The following is a 15,393-nucleotide window of genomic DNA, read 5'->3' on the forward strand; positions in this document are numbered from 1 at the left end:
CTCTCATTCCCCCTTATATAAAAACGCAATCATCTGCTGTAATTCTTCAAGTGAAAGCTGCAACGCTTTACTTTCATTCACAATCTCTTCCGCTTTACTTTCCAATAGGCGAAGCCTTTGTTCTTTTAATAGTTCATTATTTTTACGTGAAACATAAGTCCCCTTCCCAGCAACAGTTTCTATATATCCTTCTTTTTCAAGCTCCTCGTATGCACGCTTCGTTGTAATGACACTAATTTGTAATTCCTTCGCTAAGCTACGAATAGACGGTAATTGATCTCCACCCTTTAAACCACCATTTAAAATAAGCTGGCTTAATTGTTTTCTTATTTGCACATAAATAGGGTCTTGGGAAGAATTCGAAATAATAATATTCATGTTTTCCTCCAGTGTGTGTATATACTGTATATACCTTATATATACAGTATATACACATCATCCTATTTTTGGCAAGAAAAAAAGACCAACATTTTCCTGTTGGTCTTTCGTATATGTATCACTTTTCAAAGCGATCTAACATCTCGTCTCTCATTCCGAAACTTACTACTGCAATTCCTATATACATAAACAGAAGGAATGCCGGATGAACCGTGTTGTACCAGCTGCTGTCAACGATTAAGTAAATCGTTAATGCGACAACAAGAACAAACGCTAAGATAAACATATAAAAGTGTCTTGTACTACCCATGATAAACTCCTCTCTTCTCACTTGACCATTCAACAGTTTATTTTATCGAATAATTCGATATGACTCAAGGTTAACTTTCTGTTATGTAATCAAGTTCTACCTTTACAATGTCCTCACATGCTATTGAAATGATTGTTCCTTGTTTATCAATCGCCGTCACTTCTCTATTATCCATTACACGATTTGCTACTCTTTCTAACACTTTTCCTTGGTCTCGATAGCAAAATTCTTTTACATCTTTAATTGTTTCTCCATTTTCTAAATGGTATACCATTCTATAACATCGATATCCCACACTTTCACCCCCGTCTTGTTCGTTTTTTCACATATACATAAAAATGAGTAATCTTTGCCTCATCACATCTTCTTAATTTCAATAAAATTCTAACAAAAATAAATACTTTTATCAAACCGACTTTTTCAACAAAACTACCTATAAAACTACACCTTTACACCATTAGGAAACAAAAAATATATTTTTTTAACATTTTCTTCACTATTTCTGCATAAAGTGAAACTTTAATCAGTGGGGATTTTTGTTCATCCCCACTGATTATTAGTTGAACCAATCGGGCATTTACGGACAGTTTATCTCCCACCTGGCTTCTTTGCACCAGCTAAGTTTTGAGTTGGGAGTTTACTGTCCGTTAATGCGGGACAAATTATCCATACAAAAAAAAGAACCCGCCTCAGCGAGTTCTTCTTTTGTTATTCTAATCAAACTTGTACAGGAGCTGGCTTTGCATAACGTAAAACTGGTTTACGTGCAGCCATCGTTTCGTCTAAACGTTTAATGACTGTCGTATGCGGTGCTTCTTGTACAACTTCTGGATTTTCTTCTACTTCTTTAGCGATTTGAATCATCTTATCAATGAAACCATCTAATGTTTCTTTTGATTCTGTTTCTGTCGGCTCAATCATAATACATTCTTCCACATTTAATGGGAAGTAAATTGTTGGTGGATGGTAACCAAAATCAAGCAGACGTTTTGCAATATCTAATGTACGTACACCAAGTTTCTTTTGACGACGACCTGATAATACAAATTCATGCTTACAATGTCTATCGAATGGAAGATCATAGAATGGCGCTAATCTTCTCATCATATAGTTCGCATTTAATACAGCATACTCCGTTACTGCACGCAAACCATCTGGACCCATAGAGCGAATATACGTGTATGCACGAACGTTAATTCCGAAGTTACCATAGAATGGTTTCACACGACCAATTGCTTCTGGGCGGTCGTAGTTGAAGTGATAACCACTTTCCGTTTTCTCTAAAATCGGTTTTGGTAAGTACGGAATTAAATCAGCTTTCACACCTACTGGACCAGAACCTGGGCCACCACCGCCGTGAGGACCTGTAAATGTTTTATGAAGGTTTAAATGCACAACGTCAAATCCCATATCTCCTGGGCGTGCTTGGCTTAATACCGCATTTAAGTTTGCACCATCATAGTATAATTTACCGCCTGCATTATGGACGATTTCTGCCATTTCTAAAATATTTTCTTCGAATAGACCTAATGTATTAGGATTTGTTAACATAAGTGCTGCTGTTTCTTCGTTTACAACACGTTTTAAGTCTTCTAAGTCAACAAGGCCATTTTCATTTGATTTTACTGTAATTGTTTCAAAACCAGCTACAGTTGCAGATGCTGGGTTCGTTCCGTGAGCAGAGTCAGGTACAATTACTTTCGTACGGTTAAAGTCACCATTCGCTTCATGGTATGCACGAATTAACATTAAACCTGTCCATTCTCCGTGTGCACCAGCTGCTGGTTGTAAAGTAACAGTATCCATACCTGTAATTTCAATTAAATGCTCTTGTAAGTCGTACATTAATTCCATTGCACCTTGTACTGTCTTTTCATCTTGCAGTGGATGAATATTTGCAAATCCTGCGAAACGAGCTACACTCTCATTAATTTTCGGATTATATTTCATCGTACAAGATCCAAGTGGATAGAATCCAGAATCAACACCGTGGTTACGGTTTGAAAGTGCTGTATAGTGGCGCATAATATCAAGTTCAGATACTTCTGGTAGCTCTGCATCTTCTACTCGAATATAATCGCTCTCAAACACATCTTCTAGTTTCACTTCTTCTACATCTAATTTGGGTAAGCTATATCCTATGCGTCCTTCTTTACTCACTTCAAAGATAAGTGCTTGGTCTTGGTTCTTCATTGGATAGCCCCCATTTCGTTTACAAGTGTGTCAATTTCCTCTTTTGTACGAAGCTCAGTTACTGCTACAAGCATATGGTTTTCATGCTCTTTATAATCACGGCCTAGATCGTAACCACCGATAATATTCTTTTGTAATAATGCATCGTTTACTTCTTTCACTGGACGTTTGCAATCTACAACAAACTCATTGAAGAATGGTCCAGCAAATGTTACTGTGAAGCCTTTCGCTTCAAATTGACGTTTTGCATACTGTGCTTTAGAAATGTTTTGACGTGCCATTTCTTTCACACCTTGTTTGCCAAGTGCCGTCATTGCAACAGAAGCTGCTAATGCATTTAACGCTTGGTTTGAACAAATGTTAGATGTCGCTTTATCACGACGAATATGCTGTTCACGTGCTTGTAACGTTAATACAAATCCACGTTTACCATCTGAATCTACAGTTTGTCCAACAAGACGTCCTGGAATTTTACGCATAAATGCTTTCGTTGTTGCAAAGTAACCACAGTGCGGTCCACCAAACTGCGTTGGAATACCGAATGGTTGTGCATCACCGATTACAATATCAGCACCAAATTTCCCTGGTGGTGTTAATGCGCCTAATGATAATGGATTTGAAGAAACGATAAATAATGATTTTTGTTGATGAACGATTTTTTCAATATCAGCTAATTTTTCAACTTGTCCGAAGAAGTTTGGATATTGAACGATTACACAAGCAACTGTATCATCTACTTCACTTTGTAATACGTCTAAATCTGTTACACCATCTTTATGATTAATTTCAACAACTTCAAGATTTTGACCTTTTGCATACGTTTCAAGTACTGCTCTTGATTCTGGATGAACCGCGCTAGATACAAGAATTTTCTTTTTGCGAGTATGGCCAGCTGCTAACATTGCCGCTTCAGCTAAAGCTGTACCCCCGTCATACATAGAAGAGTTTGCTACATCCATTCCTGTTAATTCACAAATCATTGTTTGGAATTCAAAGATTGCTTGTAATTCCCCTTGTGAAATTTCCGGTTGGTATGGTGTATAAGCTGTATAAAATTCTGAGCGAGAAATAACATGATCTACAATTACTGGAGCATAATGATCGTATACGCCTGCTCCTAAGAAAGAAGCGTATTCTTTTAAGTTAGCATTTTTACTAGCCATTTGAGATAGCTCTTTTAAAAGCTCTGGCTCTGATTTTGCTTCTTTAATTTTTAAATCCCCTTTAAAACGAACACTCTCTGGAATATCAGAGAATAATTCATCGATCGTTTGAACGCCGATCGTTTGTAACATTTCTTTTTTGTCTTCTTCTGTCATTGGAAGATAACGATGCAACATGAAATCTACCCCTCTCCCCGTTACTTTGAACGTTTGTAAAATGGTGTTGGAACAACTACTGCTTTGACGCGTTTATTACGAATTTCAATTTCTACTTCTGTATCAACTGCTGCGTATTTTACATCAATTAGTGCTAAACCAATGCTTTTCTTTAACGTTGGAGATTGTGTACCACTTGTTACTTCCCCAATTTTTTCTTCACCAATAAATACAGGGTAATGCGTACGAGGAATTCCACGTTCGATTACTTCGATGCCGACTAATTTACGAGGCGCACCGTTTTCTTTTTGCTCTTTTAACGTTGCTTTTCCAAAGAAGTCTGCTTCTTTATTTGTTTTTACCGCAAAGCCAATTCCAGCCTCAATCGGTGTAATATCTTTTGATAATTCTTGTCCATAAAGTGGTAATGTTGCTTCGAATCGAAGTGTATCACGAGCACCTAAACCACATGCTTTTAAGCCCTCTTCTGCTCCAACTTCAAGAAGTTTCTCCCAAAGTTTTGCAGCATCTTCACTCTTACAGTAAATTTCGAATCCATCTTCACCTGTGTAACCTGTACGAGATACAAGTGCTGGAATTCCATCTACAAGAATATTGTTTTTAAATTTAAAGAACTTAATTTCTTTCAAATCTTCTGACACAACTTTTTGTAAAATGCCTTCTGCTTTTGGTCCTTGAATTGCAAGCTGTGCAACTTCACTAGAAACATTGACTACTGTCGCATCGCCAATTACATGACTTGCTAACCATTCGTAATCTTTCTCGATATTTGATGCATTGATTACTAATAAATAGTCTTCTTCACCACGTTTGTAGATTAATAAATCATCTACTGTACCACCATTTTCGTAGCACATAGCTGTATATTGTGCGCCCCCTACCTTTAAGGTAGATACGTCATTTGTAACAACACGTTGTAAAAATGCTAAACTATCTACACCTTTTACTTCAACTTCTCCCATATGAGACACATCGAACAAACCTGCAGCTGTACGTACAGCTTCGTGTTCTTCTTTAATGCTTGAAAATTGAACTGGTAATTCCCAACCACCGAAGTCGATTGTTTTCCCACCATACTTCGCGTATACATCAAATAACGGTGTACGTTGTAATGTAATCATGCTCTCTCCCCCTTATGCTTTGACAAATCAATAAAAGTTGCTTCCCTTTTCTAAACATTTTCATTCTGAAAAGATAGGATATACGGAATCTCATTATATTTTTTTATGAAAGCGTAAATAAAAAATCACTTTCTTGGATAAAATACGAAAGATTCCACACATTTCACACCATTATCCTAACATCATTCGCTATATTTCATCAATATTCTAGCATAAAAAATAATTTAGAATTTTTTATGTTAAAACACAATAAATACAGCTTTTGAGATTTAATACTTTATTATTGTCTATGATATAGCCTTTAATAACGATAATTATGCCTTCTTTTAAGGTAAATCATCATACATTAAAAAATAATTACTTTAGTTTATAAAAGGTGGGAGAGTTGTAATGAATGTCGATATTTCCGTAGATCGGACATGGCAAAACAATTTTTTAAATAGAATTGATGAAGATGGTCCTTGGACAAACTGGGATTTATATCACTTAGCTTATGAAACAGAAAAATCGTTACTTGTTCCTACTTTTGATGGACTACAAGCACCGAAACATTTATCCCATTTCACACCGCTTCCGCATCAATTAGAAGTCGCTCAAAATGTAATTGAACAAATGAATGGTAAAGCGATTCTAGCAGATGAAGTAGGTCTTGGAAAAACAATCGAAGCTGGACTTATTTTGAAAGAATACATGGTCCGCGGGCTTGTGAAAAAGGTACTTATACTTGTCCCAGCTTCTCTCGTATCACAATGGGCATACGAGCTGAATACAAAGTTTTTCATTCCCGCTGTAGCACAAAAGAAAAGCTACTCGTGGGAACAAGCTGACGTAATCGTATCATCAATTGATACTGCGAAACGTTCACCACATCGCGATATCGTGTTGAACTTGGAATATGACCTTATTATTATCGATGAAGCACATAAACTGAAAAATAATAAAACAAAAAACTATGAATTTGCACAACGATTAAAAAAGAAGTTTTGTTTATTACTAACCGCTACTCCTGTTCAAAATAAGATTGATGAAATTTTTAACCTTGTTTCTTTATTAAAACCAGGACATTTAGGCAATCAATCCAACTTTGAAGAATATTACGCTTCCAAAAATCGTTCAGCCGAATCAGATGAAGACTTAAAAGCTCTCATTAATAAAGTAATGGTGCGAAATAGACGACATAATACCGGTATCGATTGGCCGAAGAGACATGTACGTACAATTTTTGTTGAGTTTAATGAACAAGAACAAGCTCTATATAATGATATCGAAAATTGGCGAGGACAAGACGCCTTCACATCTGCTTTCTCATCGTTAACGTTAAAACGGGAAGCGTGTAGTAGTCGTGAGGCTGTTTACTATTCATTGAAAAAGCATGTAGAAAAAAGACAGAAAGAAAATGAACATTATATAAAAGATCCACATATCGATGTGCTAATGGACAAAATTAATCATATTCCTTTCAACTCGAAAGCAACTAAAGCTCTAGAGCTTATAAAAGAAATTGACGATAAAGTCGTCATTTTCACGGAATACCGAGCATCACAGATGTACTTACAATGGTTTTTACAACAACACGGTATTTCTTCTGTCCCATTCCGCGGCGGATTTAAACGCGGGAAGAAAGATTGGATGAAGGAACTTTTCCAAAATCGTGCCCAAGTGTTAATTGCAACGGAAGCTGGCGGAGAAGGCATTAACTTACAGTTTTGTAGCCATATGATCAATTATGATTTGCCATGGAATCCAATGCGTCTTGAGCAAAGAATCGGACGTATTCACCGTCTCGGTCAAAAGAATGATGTTCATATTTATAACTTAGCTACAAAGCATACTGTTGAAGAACATATTCTGAAACTGTTATATGAAAAAATCAACTTATTCGAGCGTGTTATCGGTGAACTCGATGAAATTTTAACGAGAATTAATATGAAAAACATCGACGCGCACATTCAAGAAATTTTCGCGCAATCAAAAAGCGAAGGTGAAATTAGAATTAAGATGGAAAACTTAACATCTATAATCGACTTTGCGAAACGAAATGAAGCTGAGGTGCAAGGCTATGCAGCAACATGAAATTCATAATTACTTATACAATTTCTTTGAGGCGAATAACTGTGAAATTTTAGAACGTTCTCCTCATTTATTAGATGTACAGTTAACAATTGAGATGGATAAATTATTAATGAATCGCCCTTTTTATTGGCACTATCTTGAGAAAACAGGAGGCGTACCGAATCCGATGCGCCTTACTCTTATTACAAATCCAGAAAATGAAGAAAATGATGGTGAGCTTATTCACTACGGTTCACCACGTCTACATCAAATTTTCCAAACGACAAAAGAATTAGGCTCTTACATACGTTTATATGAGGATGTAAGACATAATGGGGCAACACATACACCGCTCCACCCTTGGCTCGGTATTAATATAAAAGTTTCCTATCAATGTGATCGAAAAAAAGACATCCTTCACTCGATTGGCATTCATCTCATTTCTGGAACAATGATGGCAAACTTTCATGAAACATTAACAAACATTAAACTTACACCAAAAATACCTGATTTTTGTTTTACGCTCTCGCCCATCATTAAACCTCAAAGTGGTTTACAACGTATAGAAGACGCTTTAAAAAATATAATTGCAGAAGATGACCATACGTGGGCAAAAGAAGCAAGAGTGCGTTGGAATCATGATTTAGACCTTTTAAACCGTTTTTATGAAGAAAGTGACGAACTTCCTGAGAGCTATGAAATTGAAAAACAAGCTCTGCAAGAACAGTATGAACCACGTATTACAGTGCAAATTATTAACGGTGGACTCTTTTATGTTACCGCGAATCATTTTCTATCAAAATAAAGCTCCTTCTGCTTTAGAAGGAGCTTTATTTCGAGTTACTCTCTATCCTCATTACGCTCTTGTTGTTTTTGCTTTGCCATGCGTTTTTGATACGCACGATCCTTCGCGCTCACATGATTTGCATCAGTTGGAAGATTTTCTTTCGAACGTCCAATTCCATTGCTCATCTTTCCCACTCCTTTTTACGTTTTTCAGAATACATGTTTATTTTCAGCTAGAGTTACAATCCTTATACAAAAAAATAAGAGCAGCCATTGGCCACTCTTACTCGCTCACATATTTTTGAAACATATCATGGATGCCTTTATTTACTAGGTTCGAGATCTGCTCGTCAGATTTATTCGGATAACGATCACGCAATCTGATAGATGCCTTCACCATTAAATTTTCTAATACAGAACGGCCACCTTCTCCATAAATAATTTCAGCATATTTAACAAGCCTTCCATCCTCTACTGTTGCTGGATTATGATTGAAGAAAAATTTACTCATTGTCTCCACCTCTCTCTTTTGATAACGTTTACATTTATATAGATTATTTATGTTATTTATTTCACAATATTGTATGCATGTATATTTAATTAGTTTCATTATAAAGCAACATATCGATAGTAAATATGTGATTTTCCGTCCATTTTGTGAACAAATTAAAAATGAAAGCGTTTCCTTTATTATATACTAAAAAAACTTACTACGCTAGGGGCAATTTTTTTCAATCTACTACCCCCTCGAAAATTGATATATTTTTTCTTTTCCCATTAAACCTTATACAATTTTCAGAAATTATATTATAAAATATATGTATGACTTAAGGAGGCTTTGTATGAATCAAAATAAAAAAGCTATATTAGATCTTGTCTTTTATCTCGTAATCCCATTCCTCATTTGGAAATTTGCAAAACCTTATATCGATCCTTATTACGCGATGTTACTTTCCTCTGTTCCGGGGATTATTTATACACTGTATACCTTTAAAAAAGAAAAACAGTTTAACGTAACAGGGTTCTTTATTTTAATTACACTCATTTCTAATACAACGGTAGATCTATTATCTGGATCAGCTGAACGAATGTTATGGAACGATGCGTATTATCACATCGTACTCGGCATTATTGTTATATGTACAATTTTTATAAAAAAACCACTTATGTTATATTTCGCAGCAGATATTGCAGCGCTGCAAGGTCATGACCGTGATAAAAGTCGTGAGCTTTATCGTGATAGTCGTATATATCCAGCACTGCAATATTTAACGTTATTTTTCGGGCTACAATTTATATTAAAAAGCTTTTTAAAAATTTATTTCATCTCTGTTTTTGGTGTAGATGGCTATGGTGAAATGAGAGCGATTATGACCGCTGTCGGATGGGGCATTTCTATTTGTATCGGAATAGGATTTGTATGGGTGAACAATAAAATACATGCCGTTACGGAAGAACAAGAATCCGTGCAGTAAACAAAGATGCCCTAGTGTATTACGACACTAGGGCATCTTTATTTTGCTAGACATATGACTAAAATTTAACTTGATTTTTTTCTTTTACTTTTTACATTTCGATAAAACAAAGCAGCACTCAGCGGCATAACACCAAACCACTTATTCATAAATGGCTCTTTTTCAGCACGGCGTTGTTCTTTCTTTTGTTTTCGATCTTCTTTTGGAGCATCCATATACGACACAAACTGCTGCGTCACAAAGCGAACATAATCATTAGTAGACATATTATCATCACCTCTACTTGATTAGTATGTCCACTTTTTTATACATTAATCTTTTCCTTTAATTCATTCATAATTTGCTTTACAGACTTATTTGTCGTATCGATATGAATATGAGCCTCTTCATAATAAGCTCGGCGTAATTCAAATTTCGTTACAAATGCATCTATATCTTTCTTTTGAAATAGTGGACGTGTCGTATCTTCACGAAGCCTTTCTGCAATTACATGCGGATCACAATATAAATACACGACAGTTCCGTTCTCTTTCATCCACTTGCGATTTTCTGCTCGTTCAATAATTCCCCCACCAGTTGTAATAATGACATTATGGACTGGTAGCGAACGTAACATTTCGCTTTCATATTCCCGAAAAGCCGTTTCGCCTTCTTCGGCAAAAATATCACGAATTGCCTTCTCTTGCTTCTCTTCGATTTTTTGATCAGTATCTACAACATCCATTTGAAGTTCTTGACTTAATGCTTTTCCAATTGTTGTTTTCCCTGCTCCCATATAGCCGGTTATGTATATAGATTTCATTTTCTGTCCTCTCAATCGTCATTTATTAATTGTTATTATAACGAAAGATGCTACTTTGTTTAATAAAAAAACGTTTTGTTCTTATACTATGAAGAACAAAACGTAACATTCGCTTTTACTTATAAGTACCTCTTCTCACCCACTGCGTTGCAATCCATTTCTCGCCTTTCGTTACAGGTGCCCCTCCATGTAACGTAAGCTCATTTAGTGATTGATCTTGATAAAAATACTCAAAGTATACTGCCATTCCTTTTCTAGGATGTACAGAAAGATTTAATTTCGGGAAGTACGTTTCCCCGCCTTCTTCTACATCATTTAAGTACATTACAAGCGTACTAATACGATTGTTAGCAGCTGATCTACTATGTTCCGCAAAATAATCATAGTGTGCTTTATATTGTTGATCCACTTCATAATTTAAAATGTGCAATCCTTCTCCGTGCGCCACCGGAACATTCATGATAGATGAAATTCGTTTTTCAATCTTTGAAGTAAATTCATTATCTTCCAAAAATGCACCGCTACTTGTTCGAATATCATTTACATCACGTGATGAACCAATTTTAGAACGCTCCATTTTATTTTTAGACATTTCAATTAATTCATCACATTCTTCATCACTTAGTACATTTGCTAATATGACAATAAGAGGTTCTTCAAATTTTGAAATAATGTGTATTTCTCTATCTTCTGTCATAATCGTATTTCCTTTATGATCAAAAATAGTTTGTTCCTTATTTTCACCTATTTGATTGTTGTTTGTCATTTCCCTATTCTCCCTAAAAATAATGATTGGATAGCATGAATATATCATATTCTTTCTACCTTTCTCTTTTTTGAGAAAATTTAAACTTTTAATCATTATATTTATCCATTTCTTCTAAAAAATCAATTTAATTTACAATAGGAAACCTTGGTTTATTTACATATATTTTACATATTATCCTTCTATCCAATCGACTATTTTCCCATCCTTTTTTCTATACCGAAAACCTACCGTATAGAAAGCTTCCTGTTTGAGTGTGCACTGTAACGCAACGAGAATTAAATCATTTTCAAAGACATAATTTCCACTCGCTTCTCCCTTTTCATACTGAAAGAAAAATGTACCTTCTTTTTCTTTTTGCTGTAAGTCTTTTTTTATATCTGTAATAGATCGGTTAAGTAATTCATCCAGTAAAAACTTTTGTTCTATTTCTATATAAAAATTTTTATCTGTAAACAACATATTTGTTTCGTATATAAAAAAAGAAGTTAATAAAATAAGAAAGATAATCGTCCCAGGCATTGTAAATCCATTTTGCTTTCTCATACGTTTATTCCTATTTCGCTATATCGCATAACTACACCTTCATATATTTTCCCACTAGTATCTTTCACATTTATAATGAGTACATGAGGTGTTAGTTTGTAAGAAACCGTTCCAATATTTTGTAAAACAACTTCCCTCCCGCGCCTATTTACCTTTCTTATAAGACGACTATTCTCTTTTTCATACGATACTTCACTCCCATTACGCGATCGGAATCGTAAAATACTTTCTCCATTTTCAAATGCTAGCTGTTCTCCAGATGATACTTCACGAAACTCCAATTGCATTTGCCCTAAATACACATCCCACTCCCAATCATTTAACCCTTTCGACTGTTTATTTTCCATTTCAATGAAATGTAGGCGGGGAAAGAGCAAAAAAAATATTGATAATAGAAACAGACATACAATCATTTCTATTAATGAAAAACCAAATTCTAATTTATTTTTTCTCCTACATAAAAGCATTGTTCCATCATTCTGTCTTTCACATCTCTCCACATAGTACAAACTTCATTGCCTCCCCAATATGTGTAATACACAATTCCATTTATATTCTTTTCTATTATTCGCTTGTCTTCATTTCCATACATATATATAGCTGCTTCTTTTTTTAATAATCCAGTTGCCTTATAACGAATTTGTATATTTTTTCTTTCTTGCATAACTAATACTGTTTGCGGTAGTAGTAACGATACAGCCATCATTAAAACACTTAACGATACAATCATTTCAGCCATTATGGATCCTTTTTGACATTTCACGATACGTAAATCTCCCTCTTCCAAGCTGAAATACAATTTCATATTTATAATTTCGATACGAAATTATAATCGTACCACCTCTATTAATATTTCCACTTGGATTATATGTCATCGGATTTGGAAACGTATGCAAATCAATTTGTATATCTTCTTCATACTCTCGCTTGACGATATAATACTTTGTACCTGACTCTTTTATAGCATACATATTTCTATCTTTATGCCAACGTAATGTATAGTGCTTTTGACGGTTTATCGCTAATTGCTGCATATACAAAATATCATTTGAAAACTGTCTCAAAAATTGTTCAACTTTTTGTCGCTCGTATAAGGAATGAACACTAAAATACGTAACTATACTTAATACAGAAATAGCAAATAAAACGAGTAACATTTCTAAAAAAGTAAACCCCTGTTGTTTCACAATGCCCTAATTGATACTGCGCCATCATCTGAAATATGAATAGATTCGCCATTCGGGCACTTATCAGTTGTAATATACTTTTCATCTGTCAGTTCTTTTAACGATGGAATTTTATTATGTTGTAATTGATATACTTGTATTTGCGCTTCTATAGATTTCACGTAAGCTGCACAACCTTTTCCTTGGACCGATGAGCGCTGTGTAACTACATTCGGAATAATTAATAGTAATAATATAGTTATGACAACCATTACTAATAGCATCTCTAACAGAGTAAACCCTTCCTCATTCTGCATACAAATGCCCCCTAAATAGAATTCATCATTTGAAACATCGGCATAATCATCGCTAAGTACATAAGGACAACGATTCCTCCAATACATGTAAATAAAATAGGCTGAATGATCACTAACATATGTTTAATTTTCCGTTCCATCTTTTCCATAATAAGATCGCTATAGTCACCTAATTCAATCCCTAAATTGCCGTTTGCTTGTCCATGCGTAATAACATAAGAAAGTTCTTTCTCGTAATACCCACTTTTAGCAATGATAGATTGTAACTGTTCTCCTCCAATTAATTGTCTTTCAATCCGGCTCGCTTCATATTTAAAGAACGGATGATATCTTTGCTCCATCATTATTGTTAAAGCTTCACATACTGATAGTCCACCATTTAATAAACCACTCAACTGAGTAGCAAAATAATGTGAATGCTTTAAAATAAGAAATGTTTTGATGAGGGGAATACGAAGCATAATTTTTACCTGTCTAATATGTGGAAGTTTCCTAAAATACAACATGTATAAAATACCTCCAATAATAACAGTTAAAATAGCGGTTAAAATAATGTAAGGTAGCAGTTTTATTGCACTTAAAATTTTTTCTGTAAGTAGTGGTGTATTAGAACCGAACGAACTATAAACCATTTCAACCTGAGGTAATAAAATGAGTTTAAAAATAAAGAGCATGATTAGTAGAAAAAACATCAAAAACATAGGATACTGCATTATTTTCATCATGTCTCTCCTATACTTATCTTTCTTATAAAGAAGTGCACTTCCTTGTTGCAAAGCAAAAGAAATATCACCATGTTGCTCGGCATAAAATAAATAACTTAACATGTCCTGATGAAACTTTAACTGATGAAAAGAATCGTGTAGACTTTTCCCATCTTTTAACCCCTCAATCATGCGCTGCAATTGTACTTTCTTTTCTACAGGTAATTGAAACTGTAAAAATTCTAATGCTTGTAAAAGAGAGTAGCCTTTTTCTAATAATTCTCCTAAACGTTTCAACAATACTACTTGATCACTTAAACTCCAAGTTTTCTTAAACATAAACATCTTCTTCTAAAAAACCTAAAGCATATCCTTTTCGTATTGACGATTCTAAAGTCTCATGTTTGTAAGTAACACATTCTCCACCAGCTTCTTTAAGCGCTTGTTTTAACTCATATCCATATAGTAGCTCATATATGCTAGCCTGCCTTACTTGCCTCATTGATTTACATAAAGTTGAGCACTTTCCTCTGCAAAACGGACACTTCAATTCGACAAGTCGCTGTGCAGCTACAGCCAATAAAGACTGTTCAATCTCTTGCCTCGTTATACCATAATCCATGAAGCGAATGATTGCTCCTTTCGCATCATTCGTATGCAGTGTTGTCATTACTAAATGTCCTGTCAAACTTGCTCTTATAGCTATTTTTGCTGTTTCTTCATCACGGATTTCACCGACTAAAATAATATCTGGATCATGACGTAAAATAGCCTTTAATCCTGTTTCATATGTGAGACCCGCTTTTTCATTTATTTGAATTTGTAATACATCGTCACTTCTTTTTTCAACCGGATCTTCAAGTGTAATGATGCGACGTGTTTTCTTTTTTCTAATTACCTCTAATAATGCATACATTGTCGTCGTCTTCCCAGATCCAGTCGGTCCAGTAAACACGAGTAGCCCCTGTGAATAGCGTAAAAACGAGAGTAGTTTTGCTGCCGTACTTGGAAATAACGAAAGATGTGATAAGGGCTGAACAGATGCTTGTAAATGAAGGCGAATAACGAGACTTTCTTGATATACTGTTGGAAGTGTTGAAAGGCGTAAATACACTTCTTGTCCATCAATTTGCAAATACAACGAACCATTCTGTGGCTTCCGTTTCTCGCCTATGTCCATAGATGCTAAAAATTTGAAATGTGAGACAAGTTTTTCTCCAAACTCCTTTTCAATACACTGTCTCGTCATTAAATCTTTTCCTATACGTAGTTGCACCGCTACATCCTTCTGCCGGGGCACAATATGTAAATCTGACGCTTGTACCCTACACGCTTCTTTTAAAATTGCATTCGCAAAAATTTCAATCCCATTCATCACTTTTCCCTCCTCACTATGTATATAGCATGAAAACATGCGCAATAAAAATTTGGACTTTT

22 protein-coding genes are annotated in these 15,393 nt (G+C 34.9%); 4 read left to right on the forward strand and 18 right to left on the reverse strand.

The window, feature by feature from the left end; all coding sequences use genetic code 11:
- Positions 1-3: 3 nt before the first annotated feature.
- The 6 genes from ACTFSL_RS12560 to gcvT form a co-directional block, all read right to left on the reverse strand.
- A complete protein-coding gene (locus tag ACTFSL_RS12560) occupies positions 4-378 on the reverse strand; it encodes a GntR family transcriptional regulator (protein ID WP_001021353.1) in 375 nt (124 codons plus the stop codon).
- A gap of 118 nt (positions 379-496) precedes the next feature.
- Positions 497-688, reverse strand: a complete 192-nt coding sequence (locus tag ACTFSL_RS12565; RefSeq protein WP_000535933.1) for a hypothetical protein — start codon at positions 686-688, stop codon at positions 497-499.
- Positions 689-758: 70 nt separating this feature from the next.
- Complete coding sequence (locus ACTFSL_RS12570; protein WP_000262496.1) at positions 759-962, reverse strand: DUF3929 family protein; 204 nt, start codon at positions 960-962, stop codon at positions 759-761.
- Positions 963-1,405: 443 nt separating this feature from the next.
- A complete protein-coding gene (gcvPB, locus tag ACTFSL_RS12575) occupies positions 1,406-2,881 on the reverse strand; it encodes an aminomethyl-transferring glycine dehydrogenase subunit 2 (RefSeq protein ID WP_000795703.1) in 1,476 nt (491 codons plus the stop codon).
- Positions 2,878-4,221 carry an aminomethyl-transferring glycine dehydrogenase subunit 1 gene (gcvPA, locus tag ACTFSL_RS12580; RefSeq protein ID WP_000903240.1) on the reverse strand — a complete coding sequence of 448 codons (1,344 nt, stop codon included), beginning with the start codon at positions 4,219-4,221 and terminating at the stop codon, positions 2,878-2,880. The genes gcvPB and gcvPA overlap by 4 nt, the downstream gene beginning before the upstream one ends.
- A 20-nt stretch (positions 4,222-4,241) precedes the next feature.
- Positions 4,242-5,342: a glycine cleavage system aminomethyltransferase GcvT gene (gcvT, locus tag ACTFSL_RS12585; protein ID WP_000631776.1), complete on the reverse strand. Its 1,101-nt coding sequence runs from the start codon at positions 5,340-5,342 to the stop codon at positions 4,242-4,244.
- A gap of 390 nt (positions 5,343-5,732) precedes the next feature.
- Here gcvT and ACTFSL_RS12590 point away from each other — a divergent pair, with 390 nt between their 5' ends.
- Both ACTFSL_RS12590 and ACTFSL_RS12595 read left to right on the forward strand, forming a co-directional pair.
- On the forward strand, positions 5,733-7,415 hold the full coding sequence (locus ACTFSL_RS12590; protein WP_001100040.1) for a DEAD/DEAH box helicase: 1,683 nt from the start codon (positions 5,733-5,735) through the stop codon (positions 7,413-7,415).
- Positions 7,402-8,199, forward strand: coding sequence for a YqhG family protein (locus ACTFSL_RS12595; protein WP_001183964.1), 798 nt, complete (start codon positions 7,402-7,404; stop codon positions 8,197-8,199). The genes ACTFSL_RS12590 and ACTFSL_RS12595 overlap by 14 nt, the downstream gene beginning before the upstream one ends.
- Positions 8,200-8,234: 35 nt before the next feature.
- Here ACTFSL_RS12595 and ACTFSL_RS12600 read toward each other — a convergent pair whose 3' ends face one another.
- Positions 8,235-8,366: a hypothetical protein gene (locus ACTFSL_RS12600; protein ID WP_000064668.1), complete on the reverse strand. Its 132-nt coding sequence runs from the start codon at positions 8,364-8,366 to the stop codon at positions 8,235-8,237.
- Positions 8,367-8,463: 97 nt separating this feature from the next.
- Entirely contained in the window at positions 8,464-8,691 is a 228-nt protein-coding gene (locus ACTFSL_RS12605) for a hypothetical protein (RefSeq protein ID WP_000032702.1), read from the reverse strand.
- 73 nt (positions 8,692-8,764) lie between these two features.
- On the opposite strand from ACTFSL_RS12605, the gene ACTFSL_RS12610 reads away from it, so the two are divergent.
- Both ACTFSL_RS12610 and ACTFSL_RS12615 read left to right on the forward strand, forming a co-directional pair.
- Positions 8,765-8,881: a hypothetical protein gene (locus ACTFSL_RS12610; RefSeq protein WP_001987222.1), complete on the forward strand. Its 117-nt coding sequence runs from the start codon at positions 8,765-8,767 to the stop codon at positions 8,879-8,881.
- A 141-nt stretch (positions 8,882-9,022) separates the two neighbouring features.
- Positions 9,023-9,655, forward strand: coding sequence for a VC0807 family protein (locus ACTFSL_RS12615; protein ID WP_001073111.1), 633 nt, complete (start codon positions 9,023-9,025; stop codon positions 9,653-9,655).
- A gap of 65 nt (positions 9,656-9,720) precedes the next feature.
- Here ACTFSL_RS12615 and ACTFSL_RS12620 read toward each other — a convergent pair whose 3' ends face one another.
- The 10 genes from ACTFSL_RS12620 to comGA all read right to left on the reverse strand — a co-directional run bounded on the left by ACTFSL_RS12620 (position 9,721) and on the right by comGA (position 15,331).
- Positions 9,721-9,921 (reverse strand): YqzE family protein, encoded by a 201-nt coding sequence (locus tag ACTFSL_RS12620; RefSeq protein WP_000106083.1) that lies wholly within the window; start codon positions 9,919-9,921, stop codon positions 9,721-9,723.
- Between the two features lie 38 nt (positions 9,922-9,959).
- Positions 9,960-10,457, reverse strand: coding sequence for a shikimate kinase (locus ACTFSL_RS12625; protein ID WP_000836660.1), 498 nt, complete (start codon positions 10,455-10,457; stop codon positions 9,960-9,962).
- 115 nt (positions 10,458-10,572) lie between these two features.
- Positions 10,573-11,223, reverse strand: a complete 651-nt coding sequence (locus ACTFSL_RS12630; protein ID WP_440041811.1) for a 2OG-Fe(II) oxygenase — start codon at positions 11,221-11,223, stop codon at positions 10,573-10,575.
- Positions 11,224-11,397: 174 nt separating this feature from the next.
- Positions 11,398-11,769 carry a competence type IV pilus minor pilin ComGG gene (gene comGG / locus ACTFSL_RS12635; protein WP_025687689.1) on the reverse strand — a complete coding sequence of 124 codons (372 nt, stop codon included), beginning with the start codon at positions 11,767-11,769 and terminating at the stop codon, positions 11,398-11,400.
- Complete coding sequence (gene comGF / locus ACTFSL_RS12640) at positions 11,766-12,236, reverse strand: competence type IV pilus minor pilin ComGF (protein ID WP_000923101.1); 471 nt, start codon at positions 12,234-12,236, stop codon at positions 11,766-11,768. Before comGF ends, comGG begins: the two co-directional genes overlap by 4 nt.
- Positions 12,206-12,508, reverse strand: a complete 303-nt coding sequence (locus tag ACTFSL_RS12645) for a hypothetical protein (RefSeq protein ID WP_000829468.1) — start codon at positions 12,506-12,508, stop codon at positions 12,206-12,208. The genes comGF and ACTFSL_RS12645 overlap by 31 nt, the downstream gene beginning before the upstream one ends.
- Positions 12,501-12,956, reverse strand: coding sequence for a competence type IV pilus minor pilin ComGD (gene comGD / locus ACTFSL_RS12650; RefSeq protein WP_000813141.1), 456 nt, complete (start codon positions 12,954-12,956; stop codon positions 12,501-12,503). Before comGD ends, ACTFSL_RS12645 begins: the two co-directional genes overlap by 8 nt.
- On the reverse strand, positions 12,953-13,252 hold the full coding sequence (gene comGC, locus ACTFSL_RS12655; protein WP_001178687.1) for a competence type IV pilus major pilin ComGC: 300 nt from the start codon (positions 13,250-13,252) through the stop codon (positions 12,953-12,955). The genes comGD and comGC overlap by 4 nt, the downstream gene beginning before the upstream one ends.
- Positions 13,253-13,263: 11 nt before the next feature.
- A complete protein-coding gene (gene comGB, locus ACTFSL_RS12660) occupies positions 13,264-14,301 on the reverse strand; it encodes a competence type IV pilus assembly protein ComGB (RefSeq protein ID WP_281968857.1) in 1,038 nt (345 codons plus the stop codon).
- Positions 14,288-15,331, reverse strand: coding sequence for a competence type IV pilus ATPase ComGA (comGA, locus tag ACTFSL_RS12665; RefSeq protein ID WP_001013170.1), 1,044 nt, complete (start codon positions 15,329-15,331; stop codon positions 14,288-14,290). Before comGA ends, comGB begins: the two co-directional genes overlap by 14 nt.
- Between the last annotated feature and the right edge of the window lie 62 nt (positions 15,332-15,393).

This window comes from Bacillus cereus group sp. MYBK108-1, from assembly GCF_051917185.1.
Classification (GTDB): domain Bacteria; phylum Bacillota; class Bacilli; order Bacillales; family Bacillaceae_G; genus Bacillus_A; species Bacillus_A cereus.

Bases quoted from the DNA above. Each gene is read 5' to 3' on its own strand.
- comGF (WP_000923101.1), bottom strand. From the start codon at position 12,236: ATGCTTTTATGTAGGAGAAAAAATAAATTAGAATTTGGTTTTTCATTA.
- ACTFSL_RS12560 (WP_001021353.1), bottom strand. From the start codon at position 378: ATGAATATTATTATTTCGAATTCTTCCCAAGACCCTATTTATGTGCAA.
- ACTFSL_RS12620 (WP_000106083.1), bottom strand. From the start codon at position 9,921: ATGTCTACTAATGATTATGTTCGCTTTGTGACGCAGCAGTTTGTGTCG.
- comGC (WP_001178687.1), bottom strand. From the start codon at position 13,252: ATGCAGAATGAGGAAGGGTTTACTCTGTTAGAGATGCTATTAGTAATG.
- ACTFSL_RS12565 (WP_000535933.1), bottom strand. From the start codon at position 688: ATGGGTAGTACAAGACACTTTTATATGTTTATCTTAGCGTTTGTTCTT.
- comGA (WP_001013170.1), bottom strand. From the start codon at position 15,331: ATGAATGGGATTGAAATTTTTGCGAATGCAATTTTAAAAGAAGCGTGT.
- ACTFSL_RS12595 (WP_001183964.1), top strand. From the start codon at position 7,402: ATGCAGCAACATGAAATTCATAATTACTTATACAATTTCTTTGAGGCG.
- ACTFSL_RS12590 (WP_001100040.1), top strand. From the start codon at position 5,733: ATGAATGTCGATATTTCCGTAGATCGGACATGGCAAAACAATTTTTTA.
- gcvPA (WP_000903240.1), bottom strand. From the start codon at position 4,221: ATGTTGCATCGTTATCTTCCAATGACAGAAGAAGACAAAAAAGAAATG.
- ACTFSL_RS12610 (WP_001987222.1), top strand. From the start codon at position 8,765: ATGCATGTATATTTAATTAGTTTCATTATAAAGCAACATATCGATAGT.
- ACTFSL_RS12630 (WP_440041811.1), bottom strand. From the start codon at position 11,223: ATGACAAACAACAATCAAATAGGTGAAAATAAGGAACAAACTATTTTT.
- comGB (WP_281968857.1), bottom strand. From the start codon at position 14,301: ATGTTTATGTTTAAGAAAACTTGGAGTTTAAGTGATCAAGTAGTATTG.
- ACTFSL_RS12570 (WP_000262496.1), bottom strand. From the start codon at position 962: ATGGTATACCATTTAGAAAATGGAGAAACAATTAAAGATGTAAAAGAA.
- gcvT (WP_000631776.1), bottom strand. From the start codon at position 5,342: ATGATTACATTACAACGTACACCGTTATTTGATGTATACGCGAAGTAT.
- ACTFSL_RS12605 (WP_000032702.1), bottom strand. From the start codon at position 8,691: ATGAGTAAATTTTTCTTCAATCATAATCCAGCAACAGTAGAGGATGGA.
- ACTFSL_RS12625 (WP_000836660.1), bottom strand. From the start codon at position 10,457: ATGAAATCTATATACATAACCGGCTATATGGGAGCAGGGAAAACAACA.
- ACTFSL_RS12600 (WP_000064668.1), bottom strand. From the start codon at position 8,366: ATGAGCAATGGAATTGGACGTTCGAAAGAAAATCTTCCAACTGATGCA.
- ACTFSL_RS12615 (WP_001073111.1), top strand. From the start codon at position 9,023: ATGAATCAAAATAAAAAAGCTATATTAGATCTTGTCTTTTATCTCGTA.
- ACTFSL_RS12645 (WP_000829468.1), bottom strand. From the start codon at position 12,508: ATGGCTGAAATGATTGTATCGTTAAGTGTTTTAATGATGGCTGTATCG.
- comGG (WP_025687689.1), bottom strand. From the start codon at position 11,769: ATGAGAAAGCAAAATGGATTTACAATGCCTGGGACGATTATCTTTCTT.
- gcvPB (WP_000795703.1), bottom strand. From the start codon at position 2,881: ATGAAGAACCAAGACCAAGCACTTATCTTTGAAGTGAGTAAAGAAGGA.